This is a genomic window from Corallococcus sp. CA041A, assembly GCF_003612075.1.
Lineage (GTDB): Bacteria > Myxococcota > Myxococcia > Myxococcales > Myxococcaceae > Corallococcus > Corallococcus exiguus.
This window is the reverse complement of record NZ_RAWF01000118.1, coordinates 1-12,617: the sequence shown is the minus strand read 5'-3', so window position 1 is coordinate 12,617 and position 12,617 is coordinate 1. Positions and strand designations below refer to the sequence as shown.

Here is a 12,617-nt window from a genome sequence, read left to right as displayed (position 1 = left end):
CGTGCCCTTGGCCATGGCGCGGCATATTTCGCCTGGCTGCCCGGCTGGCTCGAAGGGCGGGCGGCCGGGCGTCGTGGATCAGCCCGCGTCGGGGGCGGTCAGCCGGGCGGCGACCTCCGTGGCGGCGCGCTCGCCGGACTCCACCGCGCCGTCCAGGTAGCCGCAGCCTTCGATGGCCGTCTCGGTGCCCGCCCAGTGCACGCGGCCAAATGGCGCCCGAAGCGCGTCGCCAATGGCGGTGAGGGTGCCGGGGCGGGGCAGGCCCACGTAGCAGCCGGTGCTGAACGCCTCCTGCTTCCAGTCCAGCGCGGCGATGGCCACGGGCGACAGGGCCTGGGGGCCGAAGAAGCGCGCGAAGTCCGCGAGCGCCGCGCGGTGGAGGTCCTCCTCGGGGCGCCCGGTCCACGCGCGGGCGGTGTCGCCCAGGAAGAAGCCCACGAGCGCGGGGTGGTGGCCGTGGGGACCGCAGTCATCGAAGCACAGGCGCACCGGGCCCGCGTCGCTGACGGCCTCGCCGGACAGGCCCGCTTCGCGCCAGAAGGGCGTGGCGTAGGTGGCCACGACCTTGATGACGCTGCCCATGGGGATGTCCGCGTGCGCGCGGCGGCGGCCCGGCGGCAGGTCCGCGCCAAAGTCGATGCGCTCCGCGAGCGCGGGCGGAGTGGCCACCACCGCGTAGCGAGCGCGGAAGGTCCGGCCATCCTCCGTGGTGGCGGTGACGCCGCGAGCGTCCTGGAGCAGGGCCTTCACGGGCGCGGAGAGGACGACGCGGCCCTCGGGCAGTCCTTCCGCCAGCCGTCGTGAGAGGGATTGCGCGCCGTCCACGAAGCGCTCCGCCTGGGCGCCGCCCTCGATTTCGGTGAGCGGCATGAGGCCGCCGTTGGAGTGCACGTAGGAGAGGAAGTGCAGGAAGGACAACTCGGAAGGCTCCGCCGCGAACACCGCGCGGGTGGCGATGTCCAGCGCGGCGCGGGCGCCCCAGGTGGGCACGTGGCGCTGCTTCCAGTCCTCCAGGGTGAGGGCGTCCCACTCGGCGGCCTTCGGCGCGGCGGAGGGCTGCTCCCGGGGGACGCGCTTCGCCAGTCCATCCAGCTTCCAGACGATGCGCTGCAAATCCAACAGCGACAGGAGGGGCAGGGACGGGACCTTGCCCTGGTACGTGCGGCGCTCGCCGCGCAGCTCCAGCACCTTGGTGCCCTGGTGGTGCTGGGGGAAGCGCTGGAGGCCCAGGCCGTCCGCGAGCTTGAGCACGTGGCGCTGCTTGGGGCCCACCCACTGGCCGCCCATGTCCACGAGCCCTCCACCCAGCTCGCGGGTGAGGGTGCGTCCGCCCACGCGGTCTCGTGCCTCCAGCACGGCGACGGTGGCGCCGGTGCGAGCGATGTCCCGGGCCGCGGTGAGTCCCGCGACGCCCGCGCCGATGACGACCACGTCCGCGCTATCACCCATAGGTCCGCGGACTCTATGCCGGAAGCGCCGGGTGGCTAGGATGCGCGCGGGACGTCAGCAGGGAAGGGTGGAGGACCGGATGTTCGCGTTGGAGATGGTGGAGAAGGTGCGGCAGGTGTCGCCGGGCGCGGCGAACGCGCTGACGACGTTGGCGGTGAAGAACATCGTCCCGTTGGCGGCGGCCATGGGCTACCGCGTGGACGAGGTGACGGACGCGCGCGTGAAGGCGACGGTGCCGCTGAACCGCAAGACGAAGAACCACGTGGGCAGCGTGTACCTGGGCGCCCAGGTGACGGTGATGGAGCTGACGATGGGCGTGATGCTCTTCCGCCGCTTCCCGCCTGGCCAATACAAGATGCTGGTCAACCGCATGGAGGTCGCCTTCCACGCGAAGGCGAAGACGGCGGTGAGCGCGGTATGTGAGCCGGGGGATGAGCTGCTTCAGAAGCTCGCGTCGGAGCTGCGCGCGACGGGCGACAAGGCGGAGGCGTGGATTCCCGTGCGCCTCCTGGGCACCGACGGCCAGTGCGTCGCCGAATCGCGCTTCCTGGCTGTGTTCAAGCGCGGGTAGGGCCTACTCCAGCGGCGCGGGGAACGCGGGCAGCGCGGCGAAGTCCTCGGGCACGTGCTCGCGGATGACCCGTGCGTGGGTGTCCTTCGCCAGCGCCTCCACGCGCTTCATGGACTCCAGCGTCTGTTCGCGGCTGGCGTTGTAGACTGGCACCAGCTGCCGCTCGCGGGACTCGCGCAGCGGCCACAGGTCGCCGGTGAGCAGGACGGCGCCGGACTTCGCCGTCTTCACCAGCAGCACGGTATGGCCGGGCGTGTGCCCGGGCGCCTGGTGGATGGAGACGGTGCCGTCGCCGAACACGTCGTAGGCGGCATCACCTTCGATGCGCACGGTCTTCGCCTGCTCCAGGGCGCTGTAGTGGGGGACCTCCCCGCGCCGGTGGGCCTGTTCGGAGAAGGCGCCGTCGCGCTCCTCCGCATCCACGAGCCATGTCGAGCCCGCGAACAGGTTGGCGTTGCCTGCGTGGTCGAAGTGCAGGTGGGAGAACGACACGAACTCGATGTCGGCCGGTGCCAGTCCCAATTCGCCGAGCGAGGTGGTGAGCTTCTTCTTCACCTCGAAGTGCACGGGCTGGCCCTGCGGACGCATGCCGTCCGGCATGTCCGCGATGCTCTCGGAGAGGCCGCTGTCCCAGAGCAGGTCTCCCTTCGGATGGCGGATCAGGTAGCACGGAACGACGGTCTCGGCGGGCACGCCCTTCATCGAACCGTCGTCCGCCATGAAGCCGGAGTCGCCAAGCTCCACGCGGCCGCAGTGGATGGCGTAGAGCTTCACGCCGGGCGCGGCCTCCGGGGATGTGCGCGAGGCGGTGTTCGTGCTGGCGCAGGCGGTGAGCGTGAGACAGGCGGACCACAAGCGAAGGGTCTTCATGGCGCGGCTCCAGGGCGGTGAAGCGAGGCGAAGAAGCTAGCGCGGCGCTTCCTCTTCCATGAGGAAGTCGCCAATGGTCTTCCACATCGCCTCGAACTGGGGGCGGCGGAAGCCGGAGCCGGAGATGAGCCAGTCCACGTGCGGGGGCTGGTGCGCCGGCTGGTCGAAGTGGCCAATGGCATCCAGGTGGTCCGCGCGCACCGCCGCCAGCACGCGGCCGTACACCTGTGAGCGCGTGGGCACGATGCCGTCACACGCGGTGGGGCCGGGCATGGCGCCGTAGGCTTGCACCAGCGCCGCTGTCTGCGCGGGCGTGTGCAGGGGCAGCTGCGTGAGCGGCATCTTCTGCGTCTTGCCGTACACGAACGCGTAGATGGTGTGCGTGAGCTGCGCGTACGGGTCCAGGCCCGCGGCCAGCCGCGTGCGCAGGGACGGCGGCCGGGCCTGCGTCACCACGGAGCCGTAGCGCACGCCGGGCCGGTCATGCGTGCCGCCGTTGAACAGGTCGATGCCCTCCGGCGTGAGCTGGGGGATGAGCGACGTGTCACGGCCCACGTCCCACAGGAACTTCGTCACCGCGTCGCGCCGCTCGCTGGAGAAGTCGCCCAACAGCTGGTCGAAGAGCTGGTCCAGCAGCGTGGCCTTCCACCCCAGCTGATCATCCGCCCGCGCCATCAGGTGCCCGAAGCGGAACACCACGCTCAGGGGCAGCCGGCCAAAGCGCAGCACGTACATGGTGAACAGCGACAACAGCTTCAGGAGCTGCTGGCCGAAGAGGCCCAGGAAGAACGTGGCCAGGGGCGTGCCCGCGTGGGGCGCGGACAGCGTCACCACGGAGCGCACGCGGCGTGCGAAGGGCTCCAGCTCCAGCGCGTCCGACACCTGCGCGCCAGGGGAGACGAACAGCCGGGCGTCCAGTCCGCCGGTGGAGTGGCCCACCAGGTGGATGGGGCCGTCGTCCCCGGAGGCTGTCTCGCTCACGGCCTTGAGCAGGTCCGCGGTGCGCTGGCGGATGGAGGCAGTGGGGTGCGAGACGATCGTCACCACCTCCGCGTCGATTCCCCGGCGGGCGAGGTCCTGTTTCAGGAACTCGTACGCGTGGCCGAAGTAGAGGAGCTCGCCCAGGTTGGTGAAGCCGAAGAAACCAGGGACGAGGTAGACGTGGTGCTTCACGGACATGGGTCGCCCAGCATACCCCACGCTCCCCGGATGGGCTTGGAATACCCGGCGTCCCACGGGGTTGACGCGCGCCTGGACGCATTGACAAAACGGTCGCCCGTTTCCCCTACCCACGAAGGAAGACTCCCCGTGTACCGCAGACTGCTCGCGCTTGGCCTGCTGTCGTCCCTCCCCGCCGCGGCGGAAGAGGGCATGTGGACCTACGATGCCTTTCCCGCCGCGCAGGTGAAGAAGGCCTACGGCTTCGAGCCGACCCAGGCGTGGCTGGACAAGGTGCGCCTGGGCTCCGTGCGGCTCGCGGGTGGTTGCTCCGCCAGCTTCGTGTCGCCGGACGGCCTGGTGATGACGAACCACCACTGCGTGCGCAGCTGTATCGAAGAGCTGACGACCGCGAAGGACGACCTGCTGGCGAAGGGCTTCCAGGCGAAGACGGCGAAGGAGGAGCGGCGCTGTCCCAAGGTCGAAGCCAACCAGCTGGTGGAGATGACGGACGTCACCGAGCGGATGAACGCGGCGACGAAGAGCCTGACCGGCGCCGCCTTCAACACCGCGCTCAAGAAGGAGATGGCCGCGGTGGAGGCCGCGTGCACCACCGGCGCGGACGTGCGGTGTGACGTGGTCACGCTCTACAACGGCGGCAAGTACCAGCTCTACAAGTACCGCCGCTTCCAGGACGTGCGGCTCGTTTTCGCGCCGGAGTTCTCCATGGCGGCGTTCGGCGGGGACGCGGACAACTTCAACTTCCCTCGCTACGGCTACGACGTGTCCTTCGTGCGCGTGTGGCAGGACGACGCGCCGGCCAAGAGCCCGGACTACCTGCCGTGGGCCAAGGAGGGCGCGAAGGAGGGGGACCTCGTCTTCGTCTCCGGCCACCCGGGCGGCACGGAGCGCAAGAGCACGGTGGCGGAGCTGGAGTTCCAGCGCGACGTGGCGCTGCCCCAGACGCTGCTCCAGCTGTCGGAGATGCGGGGCGCGCTGCGCGAGTTCACCAGCGCGTCGCCGGAGCGCTTCCGCGTGGCGCGCTCCAGCCTGCGCGGCGTGGAGAACGGACTGAAGGCGCTGAAGGGCCGGCAGGAGACGCTGGCGGACCCCGCGGTCCTCGCGCGCAAGCGGCAGGAGGAGGCGGAGCTGCGCAAGCGCATCGACGCGAACCCCCAGGCCAAGGCGCTGACGCAGGGTATGTGGGACGAGACGGCGCAGGCGCTGGACGCGTGGCGCCGGATGACGAACGACCACCGCATGAAGGGCGCGGGGGATGCGTTCCGCTCGGACCTGTTCTCCTACGCCCAGGCGCTGGTGCGCGCGGCGGATGAGCTGCCCAAGGCCAACGCGGAGCGCCTGCGCGAGTACACCGACGGCCAGCTGCCGGCGCTGAAGCAGCGGCTGCTGCGGGAGGCGCCCATCCCGGCGGAGCTGGAGACGCTGACGCTGACGTTCGGCTTCAACAAGCTGCGCGAGACGCTGGGCGCGGATGATCCGTTCGTGCGCCTGGTGCTGGAGAAGGAGGCCCCGGCGGACCTGGCGAAGGCGCTGGTGAAGGGCTCCAAGCTGGGCGACGTGAAGGTGCGCAAGGCGCTGCTGGAGGGCGGCAAGGCGGCGGTGGACGCGTCGAAGGATCCGATGATCGTCCTGGCGCGCAAGGTGGACGCGGAGACGCGCGCGTCGCGCAAGCGCTACGAGGACACGGTGGAGGCGGTGCTCAAGCGCAACGGCGAGCGGCTGGCGAAGGCGTACCTGCTGGTGAACGGCACGGCGGGGGCTCCGGACGCGACGTTCACGCTGCGGCTCAACTACGGGCAGGTGAAGGGCTGGGAGGACAACGGCAAGGCCGTGCCGGCGCTGACCACGTTCGGGGGTGCTTACGGGCGCGACACGGGCAAGGAGCCCTTCAAGCTGCCGGCGCCGTGGGTGAAGGCGAAGGGGAAGGTGCCGGACGCGACGCCGCTGGACATGGCGACGACCCACGACATCATCGGCGGCAACTCCGGCTCTCCGGTGGTGAACCGGGACGGGCAGGTGGTGGGGCTCATCTTCGACGGCAACCTCCCGTCGCTGGGAGGCCGCTACCTCTACGTGCCGGAGACGAACCGCGCGGTGGCGGTGCACGGCGACGGCATCATGGCCGCGCTGGAGCACGTGTACGGCGCCACCCGCGTCGTCAATGAGCTGAAGGGCGCGCAGGCAGCGTCCGCGGCTCCGGCTCGCTGAAGCAGGGCTGCCCGAGGGGGCGGGGGGACATCCATCCCTCCGCCCGCAGCGCGGCCAGCGTGGCCGGGATGTCTCCCAGGTTCGCCTTGAACCGTTCCAGGAAGATGCGCACCCAGCGCACCGGCGCGTCCATCGTCTCCGTGGAGAAGCAGTACGCGCTCCGGCCATCAAGCTTGCGCGAGTCCACGAAGGCATTCACGTCGTGCGCGCCGCGCAGCGGACGGTGAGGCAGTGGGGGCGTGCGTGGAATCCATCCCTTCTTGGGGGACGGTGAGCGCCGCCAGGTGGCGTGCTCGCGCAGGTACTGGTTGAAGGTGGCGTGGCCGTCCGGTGCGGCGAGGATCTCACGCAGCAGCGAGGCCACCTCATCGCGTTCCCGCTTGCGGGCCAACTGCTCCCGGTGCTTCCAGTGATGCGCGCGTGCTTCGCGCTTCACGGGGTCTTCGAACGCGGGCGTGTGCTCCAGGTGGGACCACGCGTGCCTACCGATGACGCCCTTGGGCAGGATGCCGCGCACGTAGCCCTCGCGGGCATCATGGGGCATGCGGCGCACGCGGGCGGCGGCCCAGCGGACGAAGGGGTTCACCTTGTCCGCCCTCCGCCGGTCCAGCACCATCAACTCGATCTCGTGCTTGCGCCAGGGGACCTCCGCGGGCTCGTCCGCGTCCAGGTCGCCGGTGCGGAGCCACGCCACGACCGCCAGCCGGGCTTCGCGGCGGGCGGCGCGGTTCGTGACCGTCCGCTCCTTGCGCGCCTGTCGCCGGGCCGTGGACGGCAGCAGCGAGCGCGCCATCTGTCGGACCTTCTCGTCCGAGTGGATCATCGCGCGGGGGACTCTCGTGGATGCGCTGGTGGGACGGCACGCTCCATCAGTCCTTCGGCTTCCAGCGCGGCCAGCACGGAGGGGATGCAGCCGCGGTGTTCCTTGAAGCGCTGGAGGAACAGGCGCGCCCAGTGCAGCGGCGGCGTCAGGGTGCCCCACCTGAAGTACGGATCCCACGCAGCGGGTTCCAGCGTGTCCAGGAAGGGGAGCACGTCATGCACGCCGAGCAGCGGGCGGTGCTTCAGCAGCGTCGCGAGCTTGCGGTTCTCGGGGACCTGGGCGTTCACGGTCCGTGTCCACGTGTGTCGCTCGCGCAGGAAGCGGTTGAAGGTGGCGTGGCCATCCGGCGCCGCGAGGAGCGCGCGCAGCAGTTGGGCCATCTCCCCCCGCTCCATCCGGTGCACCTTGCGTCCGGAGCGCGACCATTGGAGAACGCGCCACTCGACTTCGGTAGGGTCTCGGAACGCGGTCGTGTGCTCCACGTGGCCGAGCGCGTGCTCGCCGATGACGCTCGGGGGCAGCAGGCTCCGCACGTGGCTCAGGCGATCCTCCCTGCGCAGCTCACGCGTGCGAGCGGTGGCCCAGCGGATGAACGGCATCACCTTGTCGCCGCCGCGCCGCCACCGCACTTCCCCGCTGATCTCCTTGCGCTCCCACGGCGCGAAGGGCGGCAGGTCGTGCTCCATGTCCCCGGACTTCATCCACACCGCCAGCTCCTGACGGGCCTCCTTGCGGGCCGCGCGGTGGATGTGCTTGCGCGCGGTGCGCGCGGCCTCCCGGTTCTTCGACGGCAACAGCGAGCGCGCCATCTGCCGGACCTTCTCGTCTGAGTGGATCATGGCCCGCGGGCCCTCCGTGACCGGCGCGGACGTTGCGCGCCCCCGTCACCTGACTCGCACTGGACGTCTCCCACCGCGACGCGTCGGGTGCACGACAGCCCCGGTCCAGAACCTCACGGGTGCTTGGTGCGTCGCGTCAGGAAGTCGCTACCTTGGGGATGCGGACCTGGATCCGCCTCTGTCTTCGCACGGTTGCGTTCCCCGGAACGTCTCCGTCCGGGCGCCTTCCCGGGGTGGTTGGGAGTCGGCGCCCGACGTGCGGTAGCATCTCGGTCGTCTCACGCCGGGGGGAGGGAGGATGCACGATGGTGGTGGAGGCCCCGGAGCCCCGGACGATGTCGGCCATCATGTTCACGGACATGGAGGCCCCTGCAGGTCAACGCTGGCGGGATGAGTCGCTACAACAAGCGCTGCATGAAGAGCAGGGCCAACTGGTGCGCGGGCTGCTCGCGCGGCACGGTGGCCGCGAGGTGAAGCGGATGGAGGAGGGCGGCTTCCTCCTGGAGTTCGAGTCGGGCCCGCCCGCGGTGGCCTTCGCGCTGGAGTGGCGCGACGCCGTGGATGCTCGCAACCGCGCCGTCCCCACCGAGCGTCGGATGTCCGTCCGCGCGGGCGCGCACCTGGGCATGGTGGTGCACCGCGACGGCGACATCTTCGGCGAGGGCGTCAACCTGGCGGCCCGCATCGAGTCCCTGGCGCGTCCGGGCACCGTCTACGTCAGTGAGACGGTGGCCGCGCAGCTGGAGGGACGGCTGAAGGCGCCTCCGGTGAAGCTGGGCCGCAACGAATTGAAGAACATCCGGCTGCCGGTGGCGGTGTTCCGCATCGACTCGCCGGTGGAGGGCCGCGGCGAGCGGGCGCTCATGTCGCGCGTGCGTTCACTGCTGGGCCGTAAGCGCGCGCGCGCGGACGGTTGAAGCTGACTGCCGGACGCGCGGCGGTATGGTGCCGCGCCATGTCCGAGCTCACCCTGGTTGTTGGTTCCAAGAACTACTCCTCGTGGTCGCTGCGCCCCTACCTGGCCCTGGCCCACACCGGCCAGCCGTTCCGGGAGGTGCTGGTGCCGCTGGACACGCCGGAGACGGCGGCACTCATCGCGCTGCATTCGCCCAGCGGCCGGGTGCCGGTGCTCAAGCACGGCGACACGGTGGTGTGGGATTCACTGTCCATCTGCGAGTACCTGGCGGAGGCCTTCCCGGAAGCGAAGCTGTGGCCCGCGGACAGCGCGATGCGCGCGATGGCGCGGTCGGTGACGTCGGAGATGCACTCGGGCTTCCAGGCGCTGCGCACGAACCTCCCCATGGACCTCACCGCTCGCAAGACGGTGCCGGGGGTGGACGCGCCGGGCGTGCACGCGGACATCGCGCGCGTCCAGGCGCTGTGGGCGGGCTGCCGCGAGCGCTATGGCAAGGGCGGGCCCTTCCTCTTCGGCGCCTTCTCCATCGCGGACGCGTTCTTCGCGCCCGTCATCACCCGCTTCGTCACCTACGGCATCCCGTTCCGCCCGGAGACCGCCGCGTACCGCGACGCGGTGCTGGGCCTGCCCGCGATGCTCAAGTGGACGGAGGCCGCCCACGGCGAGCCGCCGCTCGCGCGCTACCGGTAGCTCACAGCCCCAGCGACTTCAGCTGCGCGTCGAACGCAGGGGCATCCGTGAAGACGTACCCGCGCAGTCCCAGCGCGCGGGCCGCGTCCACGAACTCCGGCAGGTCGTCGAAGAAGGCGGCCTCTTGCGGCGCGCAGCCCGCCTTCTGGAGCGCGAGCTGGTAGATGGCCGGCTCCGGCTTCACGTGCCCGACCTCGCAGCTCATCACCAGCGCGTCGAAGCGCTGGAGCACGGGCAAGAGCGGCTTCAGGTAGGCCACGTGCAGCGCGTTGGTGTTGGACACCAGCACCAACTTCACGCGGCCCGCCAGCCCCTCCACTCGCGGCAGCACCGCGTCGTGCACCTTGAAGTGGCTGCTCCACAGGGGCGCGAACTCCTCCATGGGCAGGTCCACGCCCACCGCGCCGCACACGTCCTGGCGGATGCCCTCCGCGTCCAGCAGGCCCCGGTTCGCCGCCGTCCAGCCCGCGCCGGTGAGCCGCCTCGCGGCCTCCTGCGGCTCCAACCCCGCCCGCGCCGCGAGCCTCGCGAAGAGCAGCGAGTTGTCGTGGAACACCAGCACGTTGCCCAGGTCCAGCAACACGGCCTTCACGGCGGACACGGTGACTCCTGTTTCAGATGCGGTAGGCGCGCGCGACGCCTTCCATCTGGCTGGCGACTTCCTGCAGCCGCTTCGCCGCGCCGGTGGTGGACTTCAGGCTGGTCTGCGTCTCCGTCATCATGGAGGACAAATCCGTCACAGCGCTGAAGATCTGCGCGATGCCCGCGTTCTGCTGGTTCACCGCTCCGGCGATCTGCCGCGCCGCCGCGGCGTTGTCCTGGACGATGGTGGCCAGCTCCTTCAGGTGCTCGCCGCTGGTGCGCACCTGCTCCAGCCCTTCCGCGACGCTGGAGTGGCTCTGCTCCGTCATCTTCGCCGTGGAGATGATGGCGTGGCCCAGGTCCCCCAGGATGTCGCGCACCTTCTCCGTGGCCTGGATGGACTGGTCCGCCAGGTTGCGGATTTCGCGCGCCACCACGCTGAAGCCCTTGCCGTGCTCGCCGGAGCGCACCGCCTCGATGGCCGCGTTGAGCGCGAGCATATTGGACTGGTCCGCCAGGTCCTTCACCGTCTGGGTGATGCCGCCAATCTGCTGCGTGCGCTCGTTGAGCTGCACGATGCGCATGGCCATCTCACCTGACTGCTCGTGCAGCCCCTGGAAGCCACCCAGGCTGTCGCGGATGGCGACCTCGCCCGCGCGGCCCACCTCCTCCGCGCGCGACGCCACGCCCAGCACCGTCTCCGCCTTCTCCGCGGCCAGGAGCGACGTCTGCTTGATTTCCTGCGCCGTCACCTGCGTCTCCTGGAGCGCGGCGGCCTGGCGGGCCACGTTGCGCTCCTGGACCTCGGAGGCGAGGTTCAGCTCCGCCACGGTCTCGCTGAGGACGTGCGTGCCCTCCTGGAGGCTGGTCGCCGTCTCGCGCAGGTTCTTCATCATCTGCGCGAAGGCCTGCGTGAGCTCGCCCACCTCGTCCCGCCCCGCCGTCACCTCCATCTCCTGCGTGAGGTCGCCCTCCTTCACCACGCGGCGGACCACCTCACCGAGCGCGCGCAGCGGCCGGGTGATGCCGCGCGCCAGCACCCACGAGCCCAGGCCCACCGACGCCACGAAGAGGGCGGCCAGCCCCAGCACCAGCCGGCGCATCCCGTTGAGGGGCGCGTAGGCCTCCGCGGGGTCCACCTGGGCGATGAACCTCCACCCGTCCCCCACGTCGCGCACCTCCGAGCCGTTCACCGCGACCACCCCCACGCGGCCCGAGTCGTCGTGCTCTCCCTGGCGCGTGTCGAACAGCGTCCGGCCGTCCGCGCCCCGGACCTCCAGCGAGAAGGTGGCGTGTCCGCGGTGCTGGGCGCGGTTGAGCGCGGGCTTCACCAGTTCTCCCACCTGTCCCCAGTCGAACGCGGCGAGCAGCACGCCCAGCCGCTGACCTCGCTCGTCCATCACCGGCACCGCCAGCGGCAGCACGTGCACGCTGTAGATGGGGTCTTCGGCTTCCACGCCCTCGGCGGTGGTGGTGCCAGCCTGCGCCTTCTGGAACCACGGCGCCTTGCGCACCGCTTCCGCGCTCCCGGCGTAGGCCTCGCGCAGCGCGGGCGTGCTGGCGGAGACCGCCGCGCCGTCGTCGCTGAAGAGCACGATGCCGTTGAGGGTGAGGTAGCGCCGCTGCAGCAGAGACAGCATCGCGTCGCTCGCGGTGGGGTCCTTCGTGCGCAGCGCCTGGCGCAGGACCGGATCCTCCGCCCAGCTGTGAGCGCTCGCCTCGCGCTCCGCCAGGGTGGACTCCAGCAGGTCCTTGAACCCTTCCGCCTCCATGCGCAGGGAGGTGTCTATCTGCGCCTCCGTCTGCTGGCGCATCAGCTTGTCCTGCATGCCGGTCAGCGCCAGGAGCGGCACGCACGACACCAGGGTCATGTACAGCAGCAGCCGCCCACGCAGCGTCAGGGACGGCAGGATGAAAGAAGGCATGGCACGCCGGCGCGAAGGAGAGGACCCGGATTCCTATACCAGAACCCGGGCCCCGAACCCCCTGTCCGGCTGGCCGCCTACAGCACCGGCACCCGGTCAGGCAGGTCCCTCACGGGCAGGCTGGAGTAGTCCGCGTCCAGGTCCAGCCGCACCCGCTGCCTCACGCGCGTGCTGAGCAGCCCCCGGAGCATGCCCAGGAAGGCCGGAGGCGCCGCGATGACCAGCTGGTCGAACGCGTGCGAGTCCACCCCCTTGTCCAGGCGCCCGGACAGCTCCCGGGCGAAGCGCTCGTGCTCCAGCTCCCTGCGGCCGTTCGGGTCGTTCTCCGGCACCGGGCCGTGCAGCGTGCCCGCGTTGGGGTTGTCCGCCTGGTTGAACAGCTCGACGGGCTTGGTGCGGCTCTCGTCATGCTGGAACTGCTCGATGAGGTCCCACTTCTCCGCCTTTGCATCCGTGGCGAAGAGCCGGGCGCGACTCGCGTTGGCCACCAGGATCCAGAGCCTCTTGTCCGCCATCTTCACGCCTCCTTGTCTCTTGAGGGATGCGGACCCCCCCGCCCACCGGC

General features: G+C 70.7%; 12 protein-coding genes. 4 read left to right on the top strand and 8 right to left on the bottom strand.

All coding sequences use genetic code 11. The features are described 5' to 3' along the window. Positions 1-78: 78 nt before the first annotated feature. Positions 79-1,449 (bottom strand): FAD-dependent oxidoreductase, encoded by a 1,371-nt coding sequence (locus D7V77_RS21455; protein WP_120578156.1) that lies wholly within the window; start codon positions 1,447-1,449, stop codon positions 79-81. Positions 1,450-1,489: 40 nt separating this feature from the next. On the opposite strand from D7V77_RS21455, the gene D7V77_RS21450 reads away from it, so the two are divergent. Beyond that, entirely contained in the window at positions 1,490-2,020 is a 531-nt protein-coding gene (locus D7V77_RS21450; protein WP_233597142.1) for a DUF4442 domain-containing protein, read from the top strand. 3 nt (positions 2,021-2,023) lie between these two features. Here the strand turns inward: D7V77_RS21450 and D7V77_RS21445 are convergent, their stop codons facing one another. Next, complete coding sequence (locus D7V77_RS21445) at positions 2,024-2,890, bottom strand: N-acyl homoserine lactonase family protein (protein ID WP_120578154.1); 867 nt, start codon at positions 2,888-2,890, stop codon at positions 2,024-2,026. Positions 2,891-2,926: 36 nt separating this feature from the next. Beyond that, positions 2,927-4,069, bottom strand: a complete 1,143-nt coding sequence (locus D7V77_RS21440) for a triacylglycerol lipase (RefSeq protein WP_120578153.1) — start codon at positions 4,067-4,069, stop codon at positions 2,927-2,929. Positions 4,070-4,198: 129 nt separating this feature from the next. Between D7V77_RS21440 and D7V77_RS21435 the strand changes: the two genes are divergently transcribed. Then, positions 4,199-6,277 carry a S46 family peptidase gene (locus tag D7V77_RS21435; protein WP_120578152.1) on the top strand — a complete coding sequence of 693 codons (2,079 nt, stop codon included), beginning with the start codon at positions 4,199-4,201 and terminating at the stop codon, positions 6,275-6,277. Here the strand turns inward: D7V77_RS21435 and D7V77_RS21430 are convergent. Beyond that, the gene (locus tag D7V77_RS21430) at positions 6,228-7,100 is read right to left on the bottom strand and encodes a hypothetical protein (RefSeq protein WP_120578151.1); all 873 of its coding nucleotides are present in this window, start codon (positions 7,098-7,100) and stop codon (positions 6,228-6,230) included. The two genes, D7V77_RS21435 and D7V77_RS21430, sit on opposite strands and share 50 nt — an antisense overlap. Next, positions 7,097-7,939 carry a hypothetical protein gene (locus D7V77_RS21425; protein WP_120578150.1) on the bottom strand — a complete coding sequence of 281 codons (843 nt, stop codon included), beginning with the start codon at positions 7,937-7,939 and terminating at the stop codon, positions 7,097-7,099. The genes D7V77_RS21430 and D7V77_RS21425 overlap by 4 nt, the downstream gene beginning before the upstream one ends. Before the next feature lie 305 nt (positions 7,940-8,244). On the opposite strand from D7V77_RS21425, the gene D7V77_RS21420 reads away from it, so the two are divergent. Beyond that, complete coding sequence (locus D7V77_RS21420) at positions 8,245-8,856, top strand: adenylate/guanylate cyclase domain-containing protein (RefSeq protein WP_120578149.1); 612 nt, start codon at positions 8,245-8,247, stop codon at positions 8,854-8,856. Positions 8,857-8,894: 38 nt separating this feature from the next. Then, positions 8,895-9,545, top strand: coding sequence for a glutathione S-transferase family protein (locus D7V77_RS21415; protein ID WP_120578148.1), 651 nt, complete (start codon positions 8,895-8,897; stop codon positions 9,543-9,545). Position 9,546: 1 nt separating this feature from the next. Here D7V77_RS21415 and D7V77_RS21410 read toward each other — a convergent pair whose 3' ends face one another. The 3 genes from D7V77_RS21410 to D7V77_RS21400 form a co-directional block, all read right to left on the bottom strand. Further along, positions 9,547-10,146 carry an HAD family phosphatase gene (locus D7V77_RS21410; protein ID WP_120578147.1) on the bottom strand — a complete coding sequence of 200 codons (600 nt, stop codon included), beginning with the start codon at positions 10,144-10,146 and terminating at the stop codon, positions 9,547-9,549. A 13-nt stretch (positions 10,147-10,159) separates the two neighbouring features. Continuing rightward, positions 10,160-12,052, bottom strand: coding sequence for a methyl-accepting chemotaxis protein (locus D7V77_RS21405; RefSeq protein WP_120578146.1), 1,893 nt, complete (start codon positions 12,050-12,052; stop codon positions 10,160-10,162). Between the two features lie 77 nt (positions 12,053-12,129). Further along, positions 12,130-12,567, bottom strand: a complete 438-nt coding sequence (locus D7V77_RS21400; RefSeq protein ID WP_120578145.1) for a host attachment protein — start codon at positions 12,565-12,567, stop codon at positions 12,130-12,132. Between the last annotated feature and the right edge of the window lie 50 nt (positions 12,568-12,617).